The organism is Streptomyces flaveolus (genome assembly GCF_014648815.1).
Taxonomy (GTDB): Bacteria; Actinomycetota; Actinomycetes; order Streptomycetales; family Streptomycetaceae; genus Streptomyces; species Streptomyces flaveolus.
Genome location: NZ_BMRV01000020.1, coordinates 37,440 through 62,615 on the forward strand (window position 1 = coordinate 37,440; position 25,176 = coordinate 62,615).

Genomic DNA, 25,176 nt, shown 5'->3' on the forward strand with positions numbered 1-25,176 from the left:
GCATACCACCGACAAGCGTCCCTCGCCGCGGCAACCCGGGGCGACCGGCACCACCGGACACCGCCCGGCGCGGCCCGCTCGGCCGTATTGACACCGCACAGGTCCAGACCGCACCGTGATCCGCGACGCAGCCACACCGAAGGGGCCCCGCATGAGCGACCGCAAGCCGGCCGGCCAGTTCCTCGACGCGGCGATCGACCTGCTGCGACGCGTCCGCGAGGAGGAGGCCGACGCCATCGAGGCGGCCGGCACCCTGCTCGCCGACACCGTCCGTGACGGGGGCCGCCTCTTCGCCTTCGGCGCCGGTCACTCCTCGCTCGCCGCACAGGACGTCGTCTACCGCGCCGGCGGACTCGCCCTGATGAACCTGCTCTCCGTGCCCGGTGTGGTCGGCGTCGACGTCATGCCGGCCACGCTCGGCTCCGCCCTGGAGCGCGTCGACGGCCTCGCGAGCGCCGTCCTGGACTCCTCGCCCCTGCGCGAGGGCGACGCCCTGGTGATCATCTCCCTGTCCGGGCGCAACGCGCTCCCCGTGGAGATGGCCATGAACGCCCGCGCGCTCGGGGTGAAGGTCATCGGCGTCACCTCGGTGGCGTACGCCTCCGAGACCAGGTCCCGGCACACCTCCGGCACGTTCCTGAAGGACCACTGCGACCTCGTCCTCGACTCCAAGATCGCCGTCGGGGACGCGGAACTCACCCTCGACACCGTCCCGGCGCCCTTCGCACCCGCGTCCACGGTCGTCACCACGGCGCTGATGCAGGCCGTGATGGCCACGGCGGCCGGCGCCCTCGCCGAGCACGGCATCGAGCCGCCCCTGCTGCGCTCCGGCAACGTGGACGGCGGCCACGAGTGGAACGGCCGCGTGCTGGCGGAGTACGGCGACCGGATCTTCTACCGGCACTGACCGGCGAACGCCGCGAGCGCCGCGAGCGCCTCCGGCGGCGTCACCGGCACACCGACCGCCCGGGGGCGGGGCGGCGGCCGGCCCGACCCGGCGGCGCATCACCCGGGCCGCACTCCCGCCCGCGGCCGCCGCGAACCCTTCGCCGGCGGCGCTTCACCGGGACCCCTGCTCGCGGGGCGGTCGGTCCTGCCCGAGGGGCACGCCTACTCCCGCGCCACCGCTCCGGCCAGGTCCAGCGTCGTCGCGATGCGTACCGCCACGTCCTCCGCGTACATCGCGTCGGGGCGTTCGAAGGCGTTGCGGCCGGCGCCCCGCAGGAACGTCACGACGCCCAGCGTCCGCCCCCGGCTGCGCAGCACCGTGCACAGGGCGTGCACCGTGTCCGGCGGCCACTGCCGGGCCTCGGCCCACCGGCGCGCCTGCTCGGGCGGCACGGCGCCGACGCCCGCGCTGGCCCGCACCGAGCCGACGCGCTCCACGCACTGCAGCGCCGGATGCCCCTCGCCGTACCGCACCGGCAGCCCGGCCGCCCCGGACGGCAGGCCGGTCCCCGGCGCACCGGAGGGCGTCGTCGCCACCCGGACCAGGCGAACCGGATCCGCCGACCCGGAGTCCGCGAGCGCCCCGCCCGCCACCCGGTCGATCAGCGCGTGGTCCGCGAACCCGGCCAGCGCGAAGTCGAGGTGGACGGTCGCCGCCTCCGCCGGGTCCTCGCACTCCCCCGCCGCCCGCGCCGCCCGGTGCAGCTGATTGGCACGGAAACGCAGCAGCGCCGCCTCCTGCTCGCCCTGCTTGGCCTCCGTGACGTCCTGGAACAGCCAGCCGACGCCCAGCGGCACCGGCTCCTCCGCCAGGGGCGAGGACAGCCGCACGAACCCGCTGCGCCAGCACCGCCGCCGCTCCCCGTCCGGGGTGCGCACACTCACCCAGATCTCGGCGGGCGCCGGCGGCGCGCCCTCCGCCAGGACGTGCGTGAGCGCGCTCTCCAGTTCCTCCACGCCCTGGGAGAGCAGATCGCCCAGCGGCCGGCCCAGTACCGACGTACGTCCGGTGCCCAGCGCCCGGGCCGCGTGCGCGTTGACCACGGCGGGCCGCAGGTCCACGTCCACGAGCACGACACCCCAGCTCGCGTCCTCCAGCAGCGCCTCGCTCAGCGCGATGGACCGCTCCAGGTCGATCTGCGCGTGCACCTCGCTGAACGCGCAGTACACCCCCGCGGGCCTGCCGTCCGGGCCGCGCACGGCCGCCGACTGGGTGCGCACCAGCACCCGTCCGCCGTCCTTCGTCAGCAACGCGAACTCGTTCACCTGACGCCCCGGCGCCCGCATCGCGGACAGCAGGCGCTCCTCGACCTCCCCGGCGTCCGCGCTGCGCACCGCCCAGCCGGCGAATCCCTGCCGCCCCACGGCCTCGGCCGCGGTCCAGCCCAGGATCCGCTCCGCCTCGCGGTTCCAGTGGGTGACGACGCCTTCCGCGTCGAAGGCGCACAGCGCCGCGTCCATCCCGTCGAGGAGCGCGGCCAACAGGTCCGCGCCGTCCCGCTCGGGCTGCTCCGGTTCGTCCGGCCCCAGCTCGTCGGTGGTCCCACTACGCCGGGAAGCACTCACCTGAACCCCCTGCAGGCTGCGTCCGCCGTACCGTACGCCGGTTCGTTCACTGGCCTTCATTCAACTCGAACGTGATGCAGCACACACCGGGTTCCCGCAAGATTGCGGAAATCGTTGCGCAGCGGAAACCCGGCATACGCCCCTGTCATCAAGGGTCCCGCCGTCACGCCCCGGCCGCCAGCCGCAGATCCACCCACTCGTCGCTCTCGCCGTCCAGCACGTACCGCTCCCGCTCGGTGAACCCGCGCGCCCCGGCGAACCGCAGCCCGTCCTCGTTGGCCGCCAGCACCACCGTCTCCACCGCCCCGGCGCCGAGCCCGCGGGCGTGCGCCAGCCCTCGTTCGTAGAGCGCCGCGCCGATCCCGCGCCCCCGGAACGCCGGCAGCACGCGGGCGATCACGGTCGCCACCCGCTCCTCCCCCTCGGGCGGACGCACGGTGGAGCAGCCGACGAGGACGTCTCCCAGGTAGGCGTTCTCCAGCCGGTACCGGACGCTGCGCTCGCGCACGTCCGCCAGGGACATCGCGGCGGGCGGCACGATCTCGTTGTGGACGTGCCGCCACTCCTCGGCCATGCCCTCGCCGTCCACGGCCTCGATCCGCAGCCCCGAGCCGGGCGCGACGGGTCCCCGGCGCGCGTCCACCTCGATCTCGATGCGCATCCGCTCGTCCGAGAGCCCGCACACCGCCATCGTGGCCGCCGGCCGCACCTCGCCGAACACCCGCCGCAGCACGGGCCAGCAGGGCTCGAAGTCCGCCCGTTCGGGCAGCAGGTACCGCACCCGCACCACGTCCGCGAACGTGCAGCCCGCCTCGGCCAGCGCGGCCCCTATGTTGCGCAGGCACTGCTCGGCCTGCTCCACCACGTCGTCGGCGATGGTCATCGCCGCGTAGTCGAACCCGGTGGTCCCCGACACGTGCACCCGGTCCCCGTCGACGACGGCCCGGGCGTACCCGATCCGCTCCTCGAACGTGGACCCGCTCAGAATCGTCCGCCGCTGCGTCATGCGCGGAACGGTAGGTGACCAGGCAGAACGCGTCCATGGCATATCGGACGCCGGACCGACGCGAAAAAAGTCGTTGCTTCGGCGGCCGTCCGGTTTTTAGTGTGGGGGCACACGAGAAGGGAGGTGGTTCGGCAGATGTACAAGAACCGGACGCGTGAGGTGGCTGCGGGCTAGCGGCCCGGCACCACACCGAGTGCGGTGCCGGACCAGCGCGTGAGAGAAACGCGCAGCCGGCCCAATCCCGAGCAGTCACCCGACCCGCGAGTCGCCGGTACGTCCGGCCGGCTCCTCCACGGAGGAACCAGACTCGCGGGTCGTCTGCGTTCTGCGGGACCTCTCGGGGATCAGCCCGCGATGTCCCCGTAGCCCTCGACCTCGCGCGGGTCGCGGGGGCCCGGGCCGGTGTAGCGGGCGGAGGGGCGGACCAGTCGGCCCGTCCGCTTCTGCTCCAGGATGTGCGCCGACCAGCCGGCCGTGCGGGCGCAGGTGAACATGGACGTGAACATGTGGGCCGGGACCTCGGCGAAGTCCAGCATGATGGCCGCCCAGAACTCGACGTTGGTGGCCAGGACACGGTCGGGACGGCGGTTGTGCAGCTCTGTCAGGGCCGCCTTCTCCAGGGCCTCCGCGACCTCGTAGCGCGGCGCGCCCAGTTCGCGGGCGGTGCGGCGCAGGACGCGGGCGCGGGGGTCCTCGGCGCGGTAGACGCGGTGGCCGAAGCCCATGAGGCGCTCGCCGGCGTCCAGGGTCTTCTTGACGTACGCCTCGGCGTCCCCGGTGCGCTCGATCTCCTCGATCATGTGCAGGACGCGGGAGGGCGCGCCGCCGTGCAGCGGGCCGGACATGGCGCCCACGGCGCCGGACAGGGCCGCGGCCACGTCCGCGCCGGTGGAGGCGATGACGCGGGCGGTGAAGGTGGAGGCGTTCATGCCGTGCTCGGCGGCGGAGGTCCAGTAGGCGTCCACGGCGGCCACGTGCTTGGGGTCGGGCTCGCCGCGCCAGCGGATCATGAAGCGTTCGACCACCGACTGGGCCTTGTCGATCTCGCGTTGCGGGACCATCGGCAGGCCCTGGCCGCGCGCGGACTGGGCGACGTAGGACAGGGCCATGACGGCGGCGCGGGCGAGGTCGGCGCGGGCCTGCTCGGCGTCGATGTCCAGGAGGGGCTTGAGGCCCCAGACCGGCGCCAGCATGGCGAGCGCGGACTGGACGTCGACGCGGATGTCGCCGGAGTGCACGGGGATGGGGAAGGGCTCGGCGGGCGGCAGTCCGGGGTTGAACGCGCCGTCGACGAGCAGGCCCCACACGTTGCCGAAGGAGACGTGTCCGACCAGGTCCTCGATGTCGACCCCGCGGTAGCGGAGGGCACCGCCCTCCTTGTCGGGTTCGGCGATCTCCGTCTCGAACGCGACGACTCCCTCTAGCCCGGGTACAAAATCGGACATCAGGCGGCTCCTCGTGGTCGTGATGTGTGGCGACCGGCGCGGGGACGAGTGCGGTCGTCCCCATGGATCCACGGCCGTGCGCGGCTCGCGGTCCCTGCGGTCACCCGTGTGATGCCCCGTCCGGCGGGCGCTCATCCAACCGGGACGGAACCAGCACGATATCCCCGGGTGTCACCTTTGGGGAGGGGTCGCGGCACTCAGTGCCACTCAGTGACGAAGGACACCGCGGAGCGGAGCCGCGCGGATACGGCAGGATGGCCGTCGTGACCGACCGCGATGCCGTCCCCTTCGATCTTCCGTCGATGCGCAAGCAGTACCGGGCCGACGGGCTCGCCGAGAGCGAGCTCGCCGCCACGCCCCTCGAGCAGTTCGCGCGCTGGTTCAAGCAGGCCGCGACGGAGGGCGGCCTGTTCGAGCCGAACGCCATGGTGGTCTCCACGGCGGACGCCGAGGGCCGGCCCAGCTCCCGCACGGTGCTCCTGAAGCACTTCGACGAGCAGGGCTTCGTCTTCTACACCAACTACGACTCCCGCAAGGCGCGCGAGCTGGGCGAGAACCCGCACGTGTCGCTGTTGTTCCCCTGGCACCCGATGGCCCGCCAGGTCATCGTGACGGGCGTGGCGCGGCGGACCGGGCGGGACGAGACCGCCGCCTACTTCCGGACCCGGCCGCACGGCTCGCAGCTGGGGGCGTGGGCCAGCGTCCAGTCCGCGGTGGTGCCCGGCCGGAACGCCCTGGACTCCGCGTACGCCGAGCTGGCGGCGCGCTATCCGGAGGGCGAGCGGGTGCCGGTGCCGCCGCACTGGGGCGGCTTCCGGGTGGCGCCGCGGGCGGTGGAGTTCTGGCAGGGCCGGGAGAACCGGCTGCACGACCGGCTGCGGTACGTGGCGCAGGCCGACGGGAGCTGGCGGGTGGAGCGGCTCGCTCCGTGAACCGCCGGGCGGGCCCCGCGGGTGCGGGCGCGGGGGTGCGTCAGCCCAGCGCTGCGTCCAGCAGGTCCGCCCACTGGGCCACGACCCGTTCGCGTCGGCCTGCGTCGTCGGTGAGGAGGTTGGCGAGGCCCAGGCCGCGGGCCATGTCCAGGAGGCCCTGGACGGTCTCGCGGACGCCGGGACGGCTCTCGTCGGCGCCGAGGAGGTCGACGGCGATGCGGTGGGTCTCGCGGCCGACGCGGGCCTCCAGCTCGGTCACCCGGCCGCGCAGCTGCTCCTCGTCGGAGGCGGCGACCCACAGGTGGAGCGCGGCCCGGAACAGGGGCCCGGTGTAGAGGTCGACCAGGGCGGCCACGACGGCGCGGCGGTCGTCGGCCGCCGCGCCGTCGGGGAACAGGGCGCGCAGGGCGCCCGAGCGTTCCTCGGCGACGTACTCGACCGCCGCCGTGAACAGGTCCTCGCGGGTCGGGAAGTGGTGCTGGGCGGCGCCGCGGGAGACGCCGGCGCGTTCGGCGACGACGGAGACCGTGGAGCCGGCCCAGCCGTGTTCGGCGAGGCAGGCCACGGCGGCTTCGAGGAGCCGCTGCCGGGTGGCCCGGCTGCGGTCCTGCTTGGGTACTCGCTCGGCACGGTCGGCCGTGCTCACACCACCCATTCCGGATCCCGTCGTTCGAGGAAGGCCGTCATCCCCTCGCGGGCCTGCGGGGAGGAGAACAGCCGGGCCGAGAGCGCGGTCAGGTCGGCCGCGTCCCGGTCGAAGGCCTCCAGCACCCTAGCCGTGAGCAGCCGTTTCGTCTCGGCCAGGCCCTGCGGTGAGGCACGGCGCACACCGTCGAGGACGGGGGCGAGTACGACGTCCACGTCGGCGCCCGCCGCCGTGAGCAGGCCGGTGCGGGCGGCCTCGGCGGCGTCGAAGCGCTCGCCGGTGAGGCAGTACCGGGCGAGGGCGCGGGGGTCGGTGCGGGGCAGCACGGTGAGGCTGATGACGGCTGGGGCGACACCGATGCGGACCTCGGTGAAGGCGTACGTCGACGTGCTGGACGCGACGGCGACGTCGCACGCGGCGAGCAGGCCGAGGCCGCCCGCGCGGACGTGCCCGGTGACCCGGGCGATCACCGGTTTCGGCAGCTCCACGATCTGCCGGAGCAGGGCGACGAGCGCGTCCGGGTCGGGGGGGTCGCGCAGGTCGGCGCCGGCGCTGAAGGTGGTGCCGGTGTGGGTGAGGACGACGGCGCGGACGCCGGTGTCCTCACCGGCCTTCGCGAGCGCGTCGGCCAGGTCGGCGACGAGGGCGGCGGAGAGGGCGTTGCGGTTGTGCGGGGAGTCGAGGGTGAGGGTCTCGACTCCCCGCACGCGGGTGCGGTCGATCAGGGTCACGGGCGGCCTCGCAGTTCACGGCGGAGGATCTTGCCGCTGGCCGCCCGGGGCACGGCGTCGATGAAGGTGACCCGGCGGACGCGTTTGTAGGGGGCGACGCGTTCGGCGACGTACATCATGACCTCTCCTTCGGTGGGTCCCTCGGCGGGCGCCCGGCGCACCACGTGGGCGTGCGGCACCTCGTTGCCGTCGTCGTCGTGGGCGCCGACGACGGCCGCGTCGGCGATGCCGGGGTGGGTGAGGAGCAGGGCCTCGAGTTCGGCGGGCGCCACCTGGAAGCCCTTGTACTTGATCAGTTCCTTGACCCGGTCGACGACGTACAGCCAGCCGTCGGTGTCGACGTGGCCGACGTCCCCGGTGTGCAGCCAGCCGTCCTGGTCGATCATGGCGGCGGTGGCGTCGGGACGGCCGAGGTAGCCCTTCATGACCTGGGGGCCGCGGATGAGGATCTCGCCGGACTCGCCGGGGCCGAGGTCCCTGTCCGGGTCGTCGAGGGAGACGACGCGCATCTCGGTGCCGGCGATGAGCTTGCCGACGGTTCCGGGCGGCGCGTCGGCCATGGCGTCCAGCGGGACGACGTGGGTGCCCGGGGACAGTTCGGTCATGCCGTAGGCCTGGCCGACGGGCGGCAGGCCGAGCCGCCGGGAGCAGGCGGCGGCGAGTTGCGCGTCCAGGGGGGCGGCGGCGCTGACGATGTACTTCAGCGAGGACAGGTCGTAGTCGGCGACCAGGGGGTGCTTGGCGAGGGCGAGGACGATCGGCGGGGCGACGTACAGGCCGGTGATGCGGTGGTTCTGGATGGCGGCGAGGAACTGCTCCAGGTCGAAGCGGGGCAGGACGACGACGGTGGCGCCGAGCCGCAGCGGGGCGTTCATGAGGGCCGTGAGCCCGTAGATGTGGAACAGCGGGAGCACCGCGAGGATGCGGTCGCCCGGTCCGGCCGCGATGGCGGGCTGGAGCTGGGCGAGGTTGGTGGCGATCTGCCGGTGGGTGAGCATGACGCCCTTGGGGGTGCCGGTGGTCCCCGAGGAGTACGGCAGGGCGGCGACGTCCTCGGCCGGGTCGATGGCGACCTCGGGTTCGGGGGCGGTCGAGGCCAGCATGTCGATGAGGGAGCGGTGGCCGGACGCTCTGTCGCACACGAAGATCTCCCGGACCCCGCCCGCGAGTTCGGCGGCCCGGCGGGCGACGCCCAGGAGGGGTGAGACGGTGACGACCCAGCGGGCCCGCGAGTCGGCGAGCTGCTTGGCGAACTCCTCCGCCGTGGCGAGCGGGTGCACGGTGGTCACCGAGGCACCCGCGCGGGTGGCGGCGTAGAAGGCGAGCGGGAAGGCGACCGTGTTCGGGCTGTGCAGGGCGAGGACGTCGCCCTTGCGCAGGCCTGCCTCGGCGAGGGCGGCGGCGACGCGCCGGTGGAAGCGGTCCACCTGCTCGTAGGTGAGCGTGGTGCCGTCGGTGCCGTCGATCAGTGCCGGGGTGTTCCCGAACACGGCGGCCCGGCCGAGCACGGCGTCGTGGATGGGCAGTTCGACGGGCGGGACTTCTGCGTACTCGCTGCGGAACACGGTTCCTCCACGGGGGGCTAGTACGACTTGGGCAGGCCCAGGGTCTGGTGGGAGACGTAGTTGAGAATCATCTCCCGGCTCACCGGGGCGATACGAGCCACGCGCGACGCCGTTATCAGCTGGGCGAGTCCGTACTCGCGGGTGAGGCCGTTGCCGCCGAGGGTGTGCACGGCCTGGTCGACGGCCTTCACGCAGGCCTCGCCGGCCGCGTACTTGGCCATGTTGGCGGCCTCGCCCGCGCCCATGTCGTCGCCGGCGTCGTACAGATGGGCCGCCTTCTGCATCATCAGGCGGGCCAGTTCGAGGTCGATGTGGGCCTGGGCGAGGGGGTGGGCGATGGCCTGGTGGGCGCCGATGGGGGCCTTCCAGACGGTGCGTTCGCGGGCGTACTCGACGGCGCGGGTCAGGGCGTAGCGGCCCATGCCGATCGCGAAGGCGGCGGTCATGACGCGCTCGGGGTTGAGGCCGGCGAAGAGCTGGAGGAGTCCGGCGTCCTCGTCGCCGACGAGGGCTTCGGGGGGCAGCCGTACGTCGTCCAGGACGAGCTCGAACTGCTTCTCCGCGGCGTTGAGTTCCATGTCGATGGGGCGCCGCTGGAAGCCTTCCGCGTCGCGCGGGACGATGAACAGGCAGGGCTTGAGTGTGCCGGTGCGGGCGTCTTCGGTGCGGCCGACGACGAGGGTGGCGTCGGCGATGTCGACGCCGGAGACGAAGACCTTGCGGCCGGTGAGCAGCCAGTCCCCGCTCGCCGGGTCGCGGCGGGCGGTGGTGGTGATGCGGTGGCTGTTGGAGCCGGCGTCGGGCTCGGTGATGCCGAAGGCCATCAGGCGGCTGCCGTCGGCGAGGGCGGGAAGCCACTTCCGCTTCTGGGCCTCGGTCCCGAAGCGGGCGATGACGGTGCCGCAGATCGCCGGGGAGACGATCATCATGAGCAGGGGGTTGCCGGCGGCGCCCATCTCTTCGAGGACGAGCGAGAGTTCGGTGATGCCGCCGCCGCCACCGCCGTATGCCTCCGGCAGGTTGACGCCGATGTAGCCGAGCTTGGCGGCGTCCTGCCAGAAGCGCCTGTTGTCGGTGCCGAGCGTGCGGGGGTGGCTCCTGGCGAAGGCCGATACCGCTTCGCGGAGGGACTTGTGCTCTTCGGATTCGATGAGGGTGGTCACTGTGCTCCTTCGGGTGCGGGTCTCGTCGTGGCTGGTCGCGCAGTTCCCCGCGCCCCTAGGTGCCCTGGACCACCGCCAGTAGAGAGCCCACCGCGACTTGTTGTCCGGTGACGGCGTGCAGGTCGGTGAGCGTTCCCGTGACCGGGGCGGTGATCTTGTGTTCCATCTTCATCGCCTCCAGCCACAGGAGGGCCTGGCCCGCCTTTACGGTCGTGCCTTCGGTCAGGCCCTCCGCGACGCGGACGACCGTGCCCGGCATGGGGGCGAGGAGGGAGCCGGGGGCGTGCTGGGTGGCGGGGTCGGGGAAGCGGGGCAGGGGGGTGAGGGCGGTGGTGTTCGCGTGGACCTGGTCGCCGTAGTGGGCGATCTCGTACGTGTGCCGGATGCCGTCCGTTTCGAGGACGACGCGGGCGGCGTCGGCGTGGACGACGCGTACGCCGTCGGCGGCGAGGCCGTCGCGGGTGTGGCGGTAGCGGACCTCGTGCTCCTCGCCCGCCATGGCGTACCGCTTGACCTGCGGCTGGGACGGGACGTTCCGCCAGCCGCCGAACCGGGAGCGGCCGTGGGCGTCGGCGAGGGCGGCGGCCAGTGGGGCGAGGGGGTCGGGGGCGGGCTCGGTGAGGGCGGCGAGGTGGCGGTCGTAGAAGCCGGTGTCCATGCGGGCGGAGGTGAACTCCTCGTGGCGCAGGGAGCGGACGAGCAGGTCCCGGTTGGTGACCGGGCCGTGGATCGGCGCCCGTTCCAGGGCGCCGGCGAGGCGGCGGACGGCCTCCGCGCGGGTGGGTGCGTGGGCGACGGCCTTGGCGAGCATCGGGTCGTAGTGGACGCCGATGTCGTCGCCGTCGGTGTAGCCGGTGTCCAGGCGGATGCCGTCCGGGACGGCGAGACGGTGGAGGCGGCCGGTCTGCGGGGCCCAGTCCCGCGCCGGGTCCTCGGCGTACAGGCGGGCCTCGACGGCGTGGCCACGCGCGCGCGGGGGGTCGGTTTCGAGGGCGTGGCCCTCGGCGACGCGGAGCTGGAGGGCGACCAGGTCGATGCCGAAGACCGCCTCCGTGACGGGGTGTTCGACCTGGAGGCGGGTGTTCATCTCCAGGAAGTGGGCCCTGCCGTCCGCGACGAGGAACTCGACGGTGCCGGCGCCGGTGTAGCCGACGGCGCGGGCGGCCCGGACGGCCTGCTCGTGCAGGTCCTCGGTGAGCGACGCGGTCAGTCCCGGCGCCGGGGCCTCCTCGATCACCTTCTGGTGGCGGCGCTGGAGGGAGCAGTCCCGGGTGCCGAGCGCCCACACCGTGCCGTGCGTGTCGGCGAGGATCTGCACCTCGACGTGGCGGCCGTTCTCCACGTAGGGCTCGACGAACACCTCGCCGTCGCCGAAGGCGCTCGCCGCCTCCGCGCGTGCGGCGGTCAGCTCGGCGTCGAGGTCCGCCAGGCGCCGTACGACGCGCATGCCGCGTCCGCCGCCGCCCGCCGCGGCCTTGACCAGCACCGGCAGGTCGGCCTCGGTGACCTCCCCCAGGGGCGCGATGCCCATCAGTTCCTTGGCGCGGGTCTTGGACGCCATCGCCTCGATGGCCTCCGGCGGCGGCCCGATCCAGGTCAGGCCCGCGTCGGTGACGGCGCGCGCGAAGCCGGCGTTCTCGGAGAGGAAGCCGTAGCCGGGGTGCACGGCGTCGGCGCCGGCGGCGACCGCGGCCTTCACGATGAGGTCGCCGCGCAGGTAGGTGTCGGCGGAGGCCGTTCCCGGCAGGCGGACCGCGGTGTCGGCCACGCGCGCGTGGAGGGCGTTCTCGTCGGCGTCCGAGTACACCGCGACGGTCCGGATGCCCGACTCCCGGCAGGTGCGGAAGACGCGGCAGGCGATCTCGCCCCGGTTGGCGACGAGGACGGAAGTGATCACTGGTCCCTCACCCTTCACATTCGGAAGACGCCGAAGCCACCGCGCGCCCCTTCGTAGGGCGCGGTGTGGATGGCGGACAGGCACAGGCCGAGGACGGTGCGGGTGTCGCGCGGGTCGATGACGCCGTCGTCGTAGAGCCGCCCGGACAGGAACATGGGCAGCGACTCGGACTCGATCTGCTGCTCCACCATGGCGCGCAGTGCCGCGTCCGCCTCGTCGTCGTACGGCCGGCCCTTCGCGGCGGCCGACTGGCGGGCGACGATGGAGAGCACCCCGGCGAGCTGCTGCGGGCCCATGACGGCGGACTTGGCGCTGGGCCAGGCGAACAGGAAGCGCGGGTCGTAGGCCCTGCCGCACATGCCGTAGTGCCCGGCGCCGTACGACGCCCCCATGAGGACGGACAGGTGCGGGACCCGTGAGTTGGAGACGGCGTTGATCATCATCGCGCCGTGCTTGATGATGCCGCCCTGCTCGTACTCCCTGCCGACCATGTAGCCGGTGGTGTTGTGCAGGAAGAGGAGCGGGATGTCGCGCTGGTTGGCGAGCTGGATGAACTGGGCGGCCTTCTGCGACTCCTCGCTGAACAGGACGCCCCGCGCGTTGGCGAGGATGCCGACCGGGTAGCCGTGCAGGCTCGCCCAGCCGGTGGTGAGGCTGGTCCCGTACAGCGGCTTGAACTCGTCGAAGTCGGATGCGTCGACGATCCGGGCGATGACCTCGCGCGGGTCGAAGGGGGTCTTGAGGTCGCCGGGGACGATGCCGAGGAGTTCCTCGGGGTCGTACTCGGGCGGCTCGGCAGCCGGCGGATCGGCGTACGCCTTGCGGTGGTTGAGGCGGGCGACGACGCGGCGGGCCTGGCGCAGGGCGTCCGGCTCGTCCACGGCGAAGTAGTCGGCGAGGCCCGAGGTGCGGGCGTGCATCTCGGCACCGCCGAGCGACTCGTCGTCGCTCTCCTCGCCGGTGGCCATCTTGACCAGCGGTGGCCCGCCGAGGAACACCTTGGCGCGCTCCTTGACCATGATCACGTGGTCGGACATGCCGGGGATGTAGGCGCCCCCCGCCGTGGAGTTGCCGAAGACGACGGCCACGGTGGGGATGCCGGCCGCGGACAGCCGGGTCAGGTCGCGGAAGATCGCGCCGCCGGGGATGAAGATCTCCTTCTGCGACGGCAGGTCGGCGCCGCCGGACTCGACCAGGCTGATGCAGGGCAGCCGGTTGGCGAGGGCGATGTCGTTGGCGCGCAGGGCCTTCTTCAGCGACCAGGGGTTGCTGGCGCCGCCGCGCACGGTCGGGTCGTTGGCGGTGATCAGGCACTCGACGCCCTCGACGACGCCGATGCCGGTGACGAGGGAGGCGCCGACCGTGTACTCGCTGCCCCAGGCCGCCAGCGGCGACAGCTCCAGGAAGGGCGTGTCGGGGTCGAGGAGCAGCTCGACGCGTTCGCGGGCGAGCAGCTTGCCGCGTTCGCGATGCCGGGCGACGTACTTCTCGCCGCCGCCCGCGAGGGCCTTGGCGTGCTCGGCGTCCAGTTCGGCGAGCCGGCCGAGCATGGCCTCGCGGTTGGCCCGGTGGTCGGGGCCGGCCGGGTCGACGGTGGTGGGCAGGACCGTCACAGGAGAACCTCCGGGATGTCCAGGTGGCGGGCGCGCAGCCATTCGCCGAGCGCCTTGGCCTGCGGGTCGAAGCGGTGCCGGGCGGCGACGCCCTCGCCGAGGATCGACTCGACCACGAAGTTCAGGGCGCGCAGGTTCGCCAGCACGTGCCGCGTGACGGGCAGGTCGCGGGCCTCGGGGAGCAGCTCCCGGAACCGGTCGGTGGTCAGCTCGTGCGCGAGCCAGCGCCAGGCCTCGTCGGTGCGGGCCCACACGCCGACGTTGGCGCTGCCGCCCTTGTCGCCGCTGCGGGCCCCGGCGACAAGCCCGAGGGGCGCGCGCCTGCGGGGCCCCGGCGGCAACGGCTCCGGCACGGGCGGCTCCGGTACGGCCGTCAGTACGGCGGTGTCGGGGGCCGGTGCCACGGGGACGCGCCGGCCGTCGTGGAGGACGGCGACGTGGTCGACGCCGTCCTGTGGGACGTGGGCGGCCTCGAAGACCCCGTAGGGCGAGCCCTTGCCGGGGGGCGCCGACACATGGAAGCCGGGGTAACTGGCGAGGGCCAGTTCGACGGCGGCCCCGCTCAGCGCCCGCCCGACGGCCTGCTGGTCGGCGTCGCGGACGACGAGCCGCAGCAGGGCGCTGGCCGTCTCCTCGGTCGGCGCGTCCGGCCGGTCGGTGCGGACCAGGTCCCAGCGGACGTCGGTGACCTTGCCGAGGGCCGGTTCCATCTGCGCCCGTACGAGGGCGGCCTTGGCCTCGACGTCGAGGCCGGTGAGCACGAAGGTGACCTCGTTGCGGAAGCCGCCGAGGCGGTTGCGTCCGACCTTGAGCGTCGGCGGCGGGGCCTCACCGCGGACGCCGTCGATCCGTACCCGGTCGGGGCCGTCCTGGGTGAGCCGTACGGTGTCCAGCCGGGCGGTGACGTCGGGCCCCGCGTACCGGGCGCCGCCCGTCTCGTACAGCAGCTGGGCGGTCACCGTGCCGGTGCCGACGAAGCCGCCGGTGCCGTCGTGCTTGGTGATGACGCAGGTGCCGTCGGCGTGCAGCTCGGCGAGCGGGAAGCCGGGGCGCCGGACGTCGCCGTCCCGGAAGAAGGCGTAGTTGCCGCCGGTCGCCTGTGTCCCGCACTCCAGCACGTGCCCGGCGACTACCGCGCCCGCGAGCCGGTCGTACTCCGTCGGCGCCCAGCCGAAGTGCGCGGCGGCGGGCCCGGTGACCAGGGCCGCGTCGGTGACCCGCCCGGTGACGACGACGTCCGCGCCCGCGCGCAGGCACGCGGCGATGCCGAAGCCGCCGAGGTAGGCGTGCGCGGCCAGCGCTCCCGGGTGGGCGGCGGTGAGGTCGTCGCCCTCGACGTGCGCGACCCGTACGGGGATGCCGAGCCGGCCGGCGAGGGCGCGTACGGCGTCGGCGAGTCCGGCGGGGTTGAGTCCGCCGGCGTTGGTGACGATGCGGACGCCCCGGTCGTGGGCGAGGCCGAGGCACTCCTCCAGTTGGCGCAGGAAGGTGCGCGCGTATCCCGCGTCGGGGTTCTTGAGCCGGTCGCGGCCGAGGATGAGCATGGTCAGCTCGGCGAGGTAGTCGCCGGTGAGGACGTCCAGGGGGCCGTCGGTGAGCATCTCGCGCATCGCGTCGAAACGGTCGCCGTAGAAGCCGGAGGCGTTGCCGATACGCAGCGGTGCCGTCACCCCTCTGCCCCCTTCGGCTTCCGGCCCGCTCCCGGCGGTCCGGCGAAGGCCTGGGCGATGTCCAGCCAGCGGTCGGCGTCCCGGCCCTCGGCGTTGAGGGCGAGGTCGGCGCGGTGGGCGCGCTGGGTGACCAGGAGGCAGAAGTCGAGGGCGGGGCCGGTGACGCGCTGGGTCGCGTCCTCGGGGCCGTACGTCCACGGGCCGCCGTCCGGTCCGGTGAGCTCGACGCGGAACGGCTCGGCGGGCGGGGTGAGGCCGTGGGCCGCGTACGCGAAGTCCCGGGTGCGCACGCCGATGCGGGCGATGTGTCGCAGGCGGCCGGTGGGCGGGCGCGTCACGCCGAGCGCCTCGGCGACGTCGAGGCCGTGGGCCCAGGTCTCCATGAGCCGGGCGGTGGCCATGGAGGCGGCCGCCATGGGCGGGCCGTACCAGGGGAAACGGGCGCCGGGGGCCGACTCGCGCAGCGCGGTGTCGAGCCGCCGGCGGCCCTCGCGCCAGTACGCCAGCAGCTCGGCGGGGGCCCGGCGGGCGGTTTCCTCCGCGCCGTCGTCGACGAAGGTGCCGGGGGCGGCGAGGGCCTTCTCCACCAGCGCCTTGAAGCCGTCCTCGTCGGTGACGGCGACCAGGGCGGACCGGTCGGTCCAGGCCAGGTGGGCGATCTGGTGGGCGATGGTCCAGCCCGGGGCGGGCGTGGCGAGCGTCCACCGCTCGGGGCTCAGCGGGGCGACCAGCGCGTCGAGCTCCTCGCTCTCCTCGCGCAGGTCGTCGATCACGGGCGTCGGGTCGGACACGGGCGCTCCCCTCGGGCACGGCGGCGTGCGGCGCGGTGTGGTGTGGAGCATGGCAGCGGGGGCGTAAACAATCAAGCATGCTTGCATGAATTTCAGCGGGGCCGGGGCGCGGGCGGGGTGCCGCCGGGGGCGGGGCGGGCCTGCCGGAAAACGCGCCGGCCCCCGCGCCGGTGTGAGCCGGGCGGGGGCCGGGAGCGGGATGCCGGGGAGAGCGCGGCGTCTACTGGCCGTCGGCTCCTGGGCCCGGGAGCTGCCGCTCGGCGCGGCTTCGCCGGCCCACCTGGGTCCGGACCGCGCCCATGCTGGCCGCGACCACCAGGGCGATGGCGGCGGACTGGGTGGCGGACAGGGCCTGGTCGAGGATGAGGAAGCCGGCCGCCGCGGCGATGGCGGGCTCCAGGCTCATGAGGATGGCGAAGGTCGGCGCGGGCAGGCGCCTCAGCGCGAGCAGTTCGAGCGTGTACGGCAGGACGGAGGAGAGCAGGGCCACCCCGGCGCCCAGCGCGAGCGTCACGGGGTCGATCAGCTCGGCCCCCGACTCGGCGATGCCCAGCGGCAGGAACAGCACCGCGCCGACCGCCATGGCGAGGGCCAGCCCGTCGGCCTGCGGGAAGCGGCGGCCGGTGCGCGCGCTGAAGACGATGTACGCGGCCCACATCACGCCCGCCCCGAGCGCGAAGGCGGCACCGGCCGGGTCGAGGCTGTCGAAGCCGCCGCCGCTGAGCAGGAAGACGCCGGCCAGGGCGAGCGCGGCCCACACCAGGTTGACCGCGCGGCGGGAGGCGAAGACCGACAGGGCGAGCGGGCCGAGCACCTCCAGGGTGACGGCGGGGCCGAGCGGGATGCGGTCGACGGCCTGGTAGAAGAGGCCGTTCATGCCGGCCATGGCGATGCCGAAGACGACGACCGTGCCCCAGTCGGCCCGGGAGTGGCCGCGCAGCCGGGGACGGCAGACCAGGAGCAGGACGACGGCGGCCACGACCAGCCGCAGGGTCACCACGCCGAGGGCGCCGGCCCGGGGCATCAGGCTCACCGCCAGCGCGGCGCCGAACTGCACGGAGATCCCCCCGGCGAGGACCAGTCCGACCGGGCCGAGGGACCCCCAGCGACCGGTCGGGGCACCACCCGGCGCGGGCGCGTGGCCGACGGCCTGCGCTGCCTCGGGGCCCGCCGTGGAGGCGGCCGGGGAGGGGGTGCCGGGGGTGGCGCTGGAGGTGCTCACGAGGGCTCCGGGACGGTCTGCGGGTCGATTTCGTTCATCGTGCTGTACGGCACAGTCCAGGGTAATGGACTCAGTCAGGCGCATAGCCCTGTCATGCAACTGTCGGGGGCGGGGTGTGCGGCTGTCAACGGACGTCCGTCCGGCGGGCGGGACCTCGCCGGACGGGTCCGCCCGCCGAGGAGGTAGCGTCCGCGGCGTGAGACGACTCCTTGCCCGCCTCTGGCGCCTGCTGCGCCCGCTGCAGAGCCGCATCATGTGGTTCCTCAACGCCAAGTTCGTCGTCGGCGTGACCAGTGTCGTGCGCGACGACGAGGGGCGGGTGCTGATGCTGAGGCACCGGATGTGGCCGCCTGGCCGCCAGTGGGGTCTGCCGAGCGGCTTCGCGCGCAAGGGCGAGGACTTCCGGGCGACCGTGGTGCGCGAGGTCGCGGAGGAGACCGGCCTGGAGGTGGAGGTGGGCCGGCTGGTCATGCTGACCAGCGGCCTGCGCACCCGCATGGAGGTGGCGTACGAGGCCCGGCTGCTGGGCGGCGAGCTGCGCCTCGACCCGTTCGAGATCCTGGAGGCCCGCTGGTGCCGCCCGGACGGCCTCCCCGAGGGCATCCAGCCGGTGTGCGGCCCGCTGGTGCGGGGCGAGACGGTTCCCTGAGCCGCCCCTGGTGCCGAAAGCGCCGGTCGCCCGGCCAGAAGCCCCTGTCCACCCGTGGAGTGCCGCTTCGTCAAGTCACCGGCCCGTCCCACGGCACCCTGCAACGCCCGAGTTCGGAGTCCTGACCGTGCTGTTCGACGTCACCCGCGGCGAACTCGCCGACATCTTCGGCGAGGACCGGCTCGCCACCCTGCCCGCCACCGCCTTCCCGCCCCTCGCCGCGGAGACCGAGGGCGCCCGCCTCCTGCAGACCGTCGGCGTCCCCACCGGGACGCTCTCGCTGCGTGAGCCCGACGGGGAGTCCGGCCGGCTGCCCCTCGTCCGGGACGTCGTCGACGCCGAGGACTTCGAGGGCGCCTCGCACGACGCGGGCGACTGGCCCGTCATCGCCTGGCTCCTCAACGCCCATCTCGCACTGGATCCCGGCAGCGGCAAGGTGTACGCCTTCGATCCCGACGAGGAGAGCGTGCGGGAACTCCACACGGACGCCTCCTCCCTCGTCCGGGTCACCGTGCGGTTCCAGCGCCTGCTGGACGGGTTCACCTTCGGCGACGAGGGTGACGAGGAAGCCGGCTTCGAGCGCCTGGAGCGCGAGGTCGAGCGCGTCCGCCGGGAGACGGACGGGCTCGACCCGCTCCCCTTCCAGGACGACGGGACGGTCTGGTCGGTGGTCGGCGAGGAGATCGCCATGGGTCAGCGTTTCCGGGGCGACAGCCCGGGAGCCCGCTCGCTCTACGGGTGACCGCCGGGCACCCGCCCGCCCGACCGGGCACCGCCGGTCAGCCCATGCTCTTCGCGCCGTCCAGGGTCTCGCGGATGATGTCGGCGTGGCCGGCGTGCTGAGCGGTCTCGGCGATGATGTGCATCAGCACCCGGCGCGCCGACCAGTGCGTGTCCTCGAACCACGGGGCCTTCGGCAACGGCTGCACGGCCCCCAGGTCGGGCAAGGTGGCGACCAGGTCGTCGGTCCGGCGGGCCACCTCGGCGTAGTCGGCCAGTACACCGGCCAGCGTCTCACCGGGCAGCATCCGGAACTCGTCGGCCCGCCGGGCCCAGTCGGCCTCGGTCAAGGCCGTGAAGTCCCCCATCGCCGACGGGCCTTCCAGAAGGAAGTCGCCCCAGCTCCGCTCGACCGAGGTCACGTGCTTGATCAGGCCGCCCAGACAGAGCTCGCTCGCGGTGGGCCGCAGCCCGGCCTGCTCGTCGGTGAGGTCGCGGGTGGTGAAGCGCAGGAAGTGCCGGTGCTTGGCCAGCATCGCCAGCAGGTCGGCACGCTCGTCGGTGACGGCCGGGGCCTCGGTCGCGTCGTGGGTGGTCAGGTCTCGGGTGGTCGTCTCGTCGAAGGTCACGTCGGTCTCCGTCGTCCAGTGTTCGTTCCGTCGGTCGAGAACCACGCTATGAACCATCGAGGTCAGATCTCGTCCTAGATGGAGCATCGCAGAGCACGGAGCCCAACAGACTCCGCACGGCCTGATGGGCGACCCCTCCGCCGCCCATCAGCAGCCCCAGCCCCTCCGTGTCGTCGAAGGCGTCCCCGGACAGCCGGGTGACACCCTCGGTGGACGGCCCGTCGGCGGCGCAGCAGGTGCGCGACGCCGTCGGCCGTGTCGCCGCCGGGCGCGGTCACCACGAGGTCGGCACGTCCGTCGCCGTCGAACGACCGAGCGCCCATACCGCTGAGCCCGTCCGGGCCGCCCGCCAGGAACATCACCTGCTCCGGGCCGGGCTTGCCGCACACGTCCCAGCGGGGAGCACCGGCCACCACGTCCGTGTATCCGTCGCCGTCGACGTCCCGGTGCCCAGGGTGACGAAGACGGTGTCCTCGTCCTGGGGTGCCTCGCCGGGCACGCCGGGCGTGTCGCGGTCGACGGTCGTCGTGCGCTTCCCTGGCCCGGCCTCCGACCCGTACCCCACCGTCACCGAGCTGCGGCTCACGTCACCGCCGCGGCGCCTCCGCTTGATCACCCGAACCGTCCATACGGACGAACACGTGCCGCGCGCCCGTCGCGGTTCCGGTTCCCGCCCCCCGGGGGGCTTCGCGCAGCCGACCGCTACGCCACTGCTCCGCACGCCAGCAGCTCGGCGTGGGCGCCGAACTACTCGGCCATCCCCGAGTCCTCCCGAATGCCCCGCACGGCGAGATCCGCTTCCTGGCCGAGCGTCTGTCGGAGGCCCTCGCCGACGCCCTGCGAGTGGCGGAGAGCCGGGGACGGAGGCTGGAGGGCTCGAGCCGGCCCGGCGGTGGCGGCCCGCCCCGTGCGGTTCCTCAGGCCCCTCCCCCGCGGCCGTCCCTCGGGCCGAAGGTCTGCAGGGCCTCCGTGTCCGTGCCCCTCGCCCACAGGTACTCGTCGGCCCATGCGGCGATGTCGGGGTAGGTGCACTCGGTGACGAGCCGGGTCACCGCCGTCGGTACGTCGTACGGGGTGACCCGCAGGTCGGTGCCTGGGCCGAGGAGGCACCAGTGGGCGCCGGCGCGGCCGTAGGGCATGCCGACGCTGCCCGGGTTGACCACCAGGCGGCCGTGGGACAGCCGGACGTAGGGCATGTGGGTGTGGCCGCACACCACCGTGCGGACGTCGTCGGGCAGGCCGGCGAACACCTCCGTCCACCGGTCGCGGCGCGAGTCGACCAGCACCACCTCCTCGTCGTCCCGGGGCGTGGCGTGGCAGAACAGCACCCTGCCGTGACCGCGCACGCCGAGGGTCAGCGAGGTGGGCAGGTCCGCGAGGAACTGCACCTGCTCGTCGGTGAGGCACTCCGCCGCGTAGGGCCCGATCGGGTCGGGGATCGTGGCGCGCTCGCCCCTGCGGTACTCGACGAGTTCGCGGTCGGCGTTGCCGCCGATCCACAGCACCCTCTCGCCCAGGCCGCGCAGCAGCTCGACCACCTCGCGCGGCTGTGGACCCGCAGTGATGTCGCCGGTCAGCACGATCCGTTCGGCGGCGGCCACCTCCGGTTCGGCGAGCACGGTCTCCAGCGCGGGCAGCACCCCGTGGATGTCGGAAAGGACGGCCACCCGTCCCAGTTCGTACGCCACTCACCCTCTCCTTCCGCGCGGCCCGGTCCGGCACCACGGTCGGACACCGGGCCCCGGGGTCGTCCCGCGGACCTACGGCCAAGTACCGCCCTGGGCCGACGCGCCGGGCGCTCGACCGGACCTAACTTCGCCTGCATGAACCGTAGATCACGCAGCGTCGTCATGGCCGCGCTGCTCACCTGCGCCCTGTCTGTCCCGCTGCTGGGCGCCGCGCCCACCGCATCGGCAGCCCGACCCCGGGCGGTCGGGGCCCTGTCCGCCACCGCGGAGCTGGAGCTGCCCGCGCTCACCGGTCCCCACCCGGTGGGCCGCCGCACCCTGCACCTCGTCGACCGGAGCCGTACGGATCCCTGGGTACCGGCGGCGGGACACCGGGAGTTGATGGTGTCCGTGTCCTATCCGGCCCGCTCGGCCGGCGGGTCGCCCGCGGCCTACATGACCACCGAGGAGGCGCGGCTCCTGCTGGAGACCAGAGGGCTCGGCGGGGTCGTGCCGCCCGAGACGGTCGCCGGGACGCGTACGCAGGCCCGGGTCTCCGCTCCCCCGGCGCCGGGCCGCTTCCCCCTGGTGCTGCTGTCCCCCGGCTTCGGGATGCCGCGCACCACGCTCACCTCGCTCGCCGACGACCTGGCCAGTCGCGGCTACGTCGTCGCCGCCGTGGACCACGCGTACGAATCCGTCGGCACGGAGTTCCCCGGCGGCCGGATACCGCCCTGCGTGGCGTGCGACGAGGTCGGTCCGGGGCCGGAGCAGGCGGCGGTCGTCCGCGGGCGCGCCGCCGACCTGTCTTTCGTGATCGATGAACTGACGGGACGTCGGGGTCCGGGTGCCGCCCTCTCCCGCGTCATCGACTCGCGACGGATCGGGGTCGCCGGGCACTCGATCGGAGGAGCGGCCGCCGCCGCTGCCATGGCGGCCGACCGGCGGGTGCGGGCGGGTGCCGACCTGGACGGTGACTTCTTCGTCCAGGCCCCCGGGGCGGGGCTCGGCGGGCGGCCGATCCTGATGATCGGCGCGGAGGCCACTCATCGTCCCGACAGCACCGGCACCGACTGGCCCGAGGCCTGGAACCGGCTGCACGGCTGGAAACGCTGGCTGACCTTCGACGGCGCCGGGCACTTCTCCTTCACCGACTTCCCCTGGCTGGGGGATCAGCTCGGACTACCGGACCTGGCGGTGCCGCTCTCGGGCGAACGCGGCTGATCCCTCACCCGCGACTACGTCGCCGCCTTCTTCGACCTCCACCTGGGCGGCGTCCCCCGGCCCTTGCTCGACGGCCCCACGCCCTCCCACCCGGAGGTCGAGTTCCACCAGCCGTAGGGCCCCGTGATCCCGGCCGTCACTCCCCCGTCAGCCCCTCCGCCAGCACCTCCGCCAGATGCCGCCCCCGCACACCCGCCAGCTGCTCCAGCTGTGTCCGGCACGAGAAGCCGTCCGCCAGGACCACCGCCCCGTCCGGTGCCTCACGCACCGCCGGCAGCAACTGGTCCTCGGCGCACGCGGCCGAGACCGCGTGATGGCCTTTCTCGAAGCCGAAGTTGCCCGCGAGGCCGCAGCAGCCGCCGCTCAGCTCACCGGTCAGGCCCGCCGCCTCGCGCAGACGGCGGTCGGCCGCGTCTCCCAGTACCGCGTGCTGGTGGCAGTGGGTCTGGCCGGTGACCGGGCGGTCCACGGCGGGTGGGGTCCAGTCGGGGGCGTGGCGCTCCAGGGCCTCGGCGAACGTCAGGACGCGGGCGGCGAGCCGGGCGGCGCGCGGATCGTCGTGGAGCAGTTCCGGCAGGTCCGTGCGCAGGGCCGCCGCGCAGCTCGGTTCCAGGACGACCACCGGCGCGCGCGTCTCCAGCACCGGCGCCATCAGGTCCAGCGTGCGGCGCATCACCGCGCGGGCCCGGTCCAGCTGACCCGTGGAGACGTACGTCAGGCCGCAGCAGACCCGGCCCCGGCGGGCGGTCAGCAGGTCGGCCGCCGACCCCGAGGCACCGTCCCCGACGGCCCGGCCCCGCAGCGTCGGCGGCAGAGCCACCCGCAGTCCCGCGGCCTCCAGCACCCGTACGGCGGCCCGCCCCACGGACGGTGACAGGTGCTCGGTGAAGGTGTCGGGCCAGAGCACCACCAGGTCGCCGGACCGCCCGGCGGCCGGACGCCGCCTGCGCCACCACCGCGTGAACGTCTCCCCGGCCAGCCGCGGCAGCTCCCGCTCGCCCGCGATCCCGCCCAGCCGTTTCGCCACCGCGGCCAACGGCCGGACCGAGGCCAGGGCGTTGACGACCGGAGCGGTCCGGGTCCACGCCGCCCAGCGCAGCCACACCGGCAGCCACCCCATCGCGTAGTGGGCGGCGGGGCGGCGCCGGCCCGCGTAGTGGTGGTGCAGGAACTCCGCCTTGTACGTGGCCATGTCCACCCCGACCGGGCAGTCGGAGCGGCAGCCCTTGCAGGACAGACACAGGTCCAGGGCGTCGCGGACCTCCGTGGACCGCCAGCCGTCGGTCACCAGCTCACCGGCGAGCATCTCGTGCAGCAGCCGCGCCCTGCCCCGCGTGGAGTTCTCCTCCTCCCCCGTCGCCCGGAACGAGGGGCACATCACCCCGGAGCCGGAGACCGACGCCGTACGGCACTTGGCGACGCCGACGCAGCGTCGCACCGCCGCCGAGAAGTCGCCCCCGTCGGCCGGGTAGCCGAACTCCACGTCCACCGGGTCGCGCGGCAGGACGGCGAAGCGCAGGTTCGCGTCCAGCGGCGCCGGGCGGACCAGCATCCCCGGGTTGAGCAGGTCGTCCGGGTCCCAGACGCCCTTGGCCCGCTCGAAGAGGGCCACCGTCTCCTCGCCGTACATCCGCGGCAGCAGCTCCGCCCGCGCCTGCCCGTCCCCGTGCTCCCCGGAGAGGGAGCCTCCGTGGGCCACGACCACGTCCGCCAGTTCCTGCGAGAAGCGGCGGAAGCGGGCCACCCCGGCGTCCGTCAGCAGGTCGAAGTCGATGCGTACGTGGATGCAGCCGTCGCCGAAGTGCCCGTACGGCGTGCCGCGCAGGCCGTGGGCGGTCAGCAGCGCCCTGAAGTCCCGCAGGTAGGCGCCGAGCCGGGCCGGCGGCACCGCGCAGTCCTCCCAGCCCGGCCACGCCTCCGCCCCTCCCCCGGACTCCGTCTGGGAGGTGCCCCCAGGCATCCGCGTCGCCGTGCCGCTCGCGTCCTCCCGGATCCGCCACAGCGCCCGCTGCCCGGCCGGGTCGGTCACCACCAGCGCGTCCACGACGTCGGCCGCCCGCACGACGGCCTCCGCACGCGCGCGTGCCTCCGCCTGCGACGCACCGCCCGTCTCCACGAACAGCCAGGCCCCGCCCCGCGGCAGCCCCCGCGCGGACGGCACCAGGTCCACCGCCATGCCCTCCACGGTCAGCGGCCCGAGCGGCAGCAGGCCGGCCGCCGCCTCCGCGGCCCCGGCCTCGTCGGCGTAGCCCAGCACCGCCAGCGCACGCGCGCGTGGCGCCTCGACCAGCCGGACCTCCGCCTCGGTCAGCACGCCCAGCGTGCCCTCCGAGCCGCAGAAGGAGCGGGCGACGTCCGCGCCGTGCTCGGGGAGCAGCGCGTCCAGCGCGTAGCCGGAGATGCGGCGGGGCAGGGCGGGGAAGCCGGTGCGCAGCCGCGCCAGGTCGCCGTCCACCAGCTCGCGCAGGCCCTCCGGCGCCCCCGCCCAGTCCCGCCCGAGCCGCAGCCGCCGCCCGCGCGCGGTCAGCACGGTCAGCTCGCGCACGCTGTCCGCCGTGGTGCCCCAGGCCACCGAGTGGGAGCCGCACGAGTTGTTGCCGATCATCCCGCCGAGCGTGCAGCGGCTGTGGGTGGAGGGGTCGGGGCCGAAGCGCAGGCCGTGCGGAGCGGCGGCCTCCTGGAGGCGGTCGAGGACCAGGCCCGGCTGGACGACCGCCGTGCGCGCCCCGGGGTCGAGGGAGACCAGCCGGTTCATGTGCCGGGTGAAGTCCAGGACGACGCCCCTGCCGGTGGCCTGCCCCGCGATCGACGTGCCCCCGCCGCGCGCCACGACCGGCACACCCCGCTCCCGGCACACCTCCAGCACGGCTGCCACGTCGTCGGCGTCCCGCGGCGCCACCACCCCGAGCGGGACGCGCCGGTAGTTGGACGCGTCCATGGTGGTCAGCGCCCGGGAGGTGACGTCGAATCCGACCTCGCCCCGGACGGCCCCGCGCAGTGCTGCCTCCAGATCGGTCATGCGTCCAGGATGGGCTCTCGTAGCTCGCTACAGGTCCGCAAGGCGGAGATCTCGTCTCATCGGACGGACATGT

The 25,176-nt window shown here is 74.2% G+C and carries 20 protein-coding genes and 2 pseudogenes; 6 read left to right on the plus strand and 16 right to left on the minus strand.

Features of this window, described 5'->3' with window-relative positions:
• Window positions 1-151: 151 nt before the first annotated feature.
• Window positions 152-907: an SIS domain-containing protein gene (locus IEZ05_RS32510; RefSeq protein WP_189233894.1), complete on the plus strand. Its 756-nt coding sequence runs from the start codon at window positions 152-154 to the stop codon at window positions 905-907.
• 203 nt (window positions 908-1,110) lie between these two features.
• Here IEZ05_RS32510 and IEZ05_RS32515 read toward each other — a convergent pair whose 3' ends face one another.
• The 3 genes from IEZ05_RS32515 to IEZ05_RS32525 all read right to left on the minus strand — a co-directional run bounded on the left by IEZ05_RS32515 (window position 1,111) and on the right by IEZ05_RS32525 (window position 4,965).
• Complete coding sequence (locus IEZ05_RS32515; protein WP_189233895.1) at window positions 1,111-2,574, minus strand: PAS domain-containing protein; 1,464 nt, start codon at window positions 2,572-2,574, stop codon at window positions 1,111-1,113.
• 103 nt (window positions 2,575-2,677) lie between these two features.
• Entirely contained in the window at window positions 2,678-3,520 is an 843-nt protein-coding gene (locus IEZ05_RS32520) for a GNAT family N-acetyltransferase (protein WP_189233896.1), read from the minus strand.
• 344 nt (window positions 3,521-3,864) lie between these two features.
• On the minus strand, window positions 3,865-4,965 hold the full coding sequence (locus IEZ05_RS32525) for a citrate synthase 2 (protein WP_189233897.1): 1,101 nt from the start codon (window positions 4,963-4,965) through the stop codon (window positions 3,865-3,867).
• 254 nt (window positions 4,966-5,219) lie between these two features.
• Here IEZ05_RS32525 and pdxH point away from each other — a divergent pair, with 254 nt between their 5' ends.
• The gene (pdxH, locus tag IEZ05_RS32530) at window positions 5,220-5,897 is read left to right on the plus strand and encodes a pyridoxamine 5'-phosphate oxidase (protein WP_189233898.1); all 678 of its coding nucleotides are present in this window, start codon (window positions 5,220-5,222) and stop codon (window positions 5,895-5,897) included.
• A gap of 40 nt (window positions 5,898-5,937) precedes the next feature.
• On the opposite strand, the gene IEZ05_RS32535 is transcribed toward pdxH, so the two are convergent.
• The 9 genes from IEZ05_RS32535 to IEZ05_RS32575 form a co-directional block, all read right to left on the minus strand.
• Window positions 5,938-6,552 carry a TetR/AcrR family transcriptional regulator gene (locus IEZ05_RS32535; protein ID WP_189233899.1) on the minus strand — a complete coding sequence of 205 codons (615 nt, stop codon included), beginning with the start codon at window positions 6,550-6,552 and terminating at the stop codon, window positions 5,938-5,940.
• Entirely contained in the window at window positions 6,540-7,274 is a 735-nt protein-coding gene (locus IEZ05_RS32540; RefSeq protein WP_189233900.1) for an enoyl-CoA hydratase family protein, read from the minus strand. The genes IEZ05_RS32535 and IEZ05_RS32540 overlap by 13 nt, the downstream gene beginning before the upstream one ends.
• A complete protein-coding gene (locus IEZ05_RS32545) occupies window positions 7,271-8,839 on the minus strand; it encodes a 4-coumarate--CoA ligase family protein (RefSeq protein WP_189233901.1) in 1,569 nt (522 codons plus the stop codon). The genes IEZ05_RS32540 and IEZ05_RS32545 overlap by 4 nt, the downstream gene beginning before the upstream one ends.
• 17 nt (window positions 8,840-8,856) lie before the next feature.
• Entirely contained in the window at window positions 8,857-10,002 is a 1,146-nt protein-coding gene (locus IEZ05_RS32550) for an acyl-CoA dehydrogenase family protein (protein ID WP_189233902.1), read from the minus strand.
• Window positions 10,003-10,057: 55 nt separating this feature from the next.
• A complete protein-coding gene (locus IEZ05_RS32555) occupies window positions 10,058-11,899 on the minus strand; it encodes an acetyl/propionyl/methylcrotonyl-CoA carboxylase subunit alpha (protein ID WP_189233903.1) in 1,842 nt (613 codons plus the stop codon).
• A gap of 14 nt (window positions 11,900-11,913) precedes the next feature.
• A complete protein-coding gene (locus IEZ05_RS32560; RefSeq protein WP_189233904.1) occupies window positions 11,914-13,512 on the minus strand; it encodes an acyl-CoA carboxylase subunit beta in 1,599 nt (532 codons plus the stop codon).
• Window positions 13,509-15,182, minus strand: coding sequence for an acyclic terpene utilization AtuA family protein (locus IEZ05_RS32565; RefSeq protein ID WP_189233905.1), 1,674 nt, complete (start codon window positions 15,180-15,182; stop codon window positions 13,509-13,511). The genes IEZ05_RS32560 and IEZ05_RS32565 overlap by 4 nt, the downstream gene beginning before the upstream one ends.
• On the minus strand, window positions 15,179-15,973 hold the full coding sequence (locus IEZ05_RS32570) for a TIGR03084 family metal-binding protein (RefSeq protein ID WP_189233906.1): 795 nt from the start codon (window positions 15,971-15,973) through the stop codon (window positions 15,179-15,181). Before IEZ05_RS32570 ends, IEZ05_RS32565 begins: the two co-directional genes overlap by 4 nt.
• A gap of 220 nt (window positions 15,974-16,193) precedes the next feature.
• Complete coding sequence (locus IEZ05_RS32575; RefSeq protein ID WP_189233907.1) at window positions 16,194-17,195, minus strand: EamA family transporter; 1,002 nt, start codon at window positions 17,193-17,195, stop codon at window positions 16,194-16,196.
• 196 nt (window positions 17,196-17,391) lie between these two features.
• Between IEZ05_RS32575 and IEZ05_RS32580 the strand changes: the two genes are divergently transcribed.
• Window positions 17,392-17,844, plus strand: a complete 453-nt coding sequence (locus IEZ05_RS32580; RefSeq protein ID WP_189233908.1) for an NUDIX hydrolase — start codon at window positions 17,392-17,394, stop codon at window positions 17,842-17,844.
• Between the two features lie 127 nt (window positions 17,845-17,971).
• Window positions 17,972-18,586: an SUKH-4 family immunity protein gene (locus tag IEZ05_RS32585; protein ID WP_189233909.1), complete on the plus strand. Its 615-nt coding sequence runs from the start codon at window positions 17,972-17,974 to the stop codon at window positions 18,584-18,586.
• 37 nt (window positions 18,587-18,623) lie between these two features.
• Here the strand turns inward: IEZ05_RS32585 and IEZ05_RS32590 are convergent, their stop codons facing one another.
• Together IEZ05_RS32590 and IEZ05_RS36645 are read right to left on the minus strand one after the other, a co-directional pair.
• Window positions 18,624-19,163 carry a DinB family protein gene (locus IEZ05_RS32590; protein WP_229869965.1) on the minus strand — a complete coding sequence of 180 codons (540 nt, stop codon included), beginning with the start codon at window positions 19,161-19,163 and terminating at the stop codon, window positions 18,624-18,626.
• A 104-nt stretch (window positions 19,164-19,267) separates the two neighbouring features.
• Window positions 19,268-19,609, minus strand: coding sequence for an FG-GAP repeat protein (locus IEZ05_RS36645; protein WP_373298888.1), 342 nt, complete (start codon window positions 19,607-19,609; stop codon window positions 19,268-19,270).
• A gap of 211 nt (window positions 19,610-19,820) precedes the next feature.
• Here IEZ05_RS36645 and IEZ05_RS37150 point away from each other — a divergent pair.
• A pseudogene (locus IEZ05_RS37150) lies at window positions 19,821-20,066 on the plus strand (hypothetical protein); the annotation flags it as partial.
• Between the two features lie 44 nt (window positions 20,067-20,110).
• On the opposite strand, the gene IEZ05_RS32600 reads toward IEZ05_RS37150, so the two are convergent.
• Window positions 20,111-20,881, minus strand: a complete 771-nt coding sequence (locus tag IEZ05_RS32600; RefSeq protein ID WP_189233911.1) for a metallophosphoesterase family protein — start codon at window positions 20,879-20,881, stop codon at window positions 20,111-20,113.
• 135 nt (window positions 20,882-21,016) lie between these two features.
• Here IEZ05_RS32600 and IEZ05_RS32605 point away from each other — a divergent pair.
• Window positions 21,017-22,201, plus strand: a pseudogene (locus IEZ05_RS32605) (alpha/beta hydrolase family protein).
• A 19-nt stretch (window positions 22,202-22,220) separates the two neighbouring features.
• On the opposite strand, the gene IEZ05_RS32610 reads toward IEZ05_RS32605, so the two are convergent.
• Window positions 22,221-25,103 carry an FAD-binding and (Fe-S)-binding domain-containing protein gene (locus IEZ05_RS32610; protein WP_189233912.1) on the minus strand — a complete coding sequence of 961 codons (2,883 nt, stop codon included), beginning with the start codon at window positions 25,101-25,103 and terminating at the stop codon, window positions 22,221-22,223.
• Window positions 25,104-25,176: the final 73 nt, after the last annotated feature.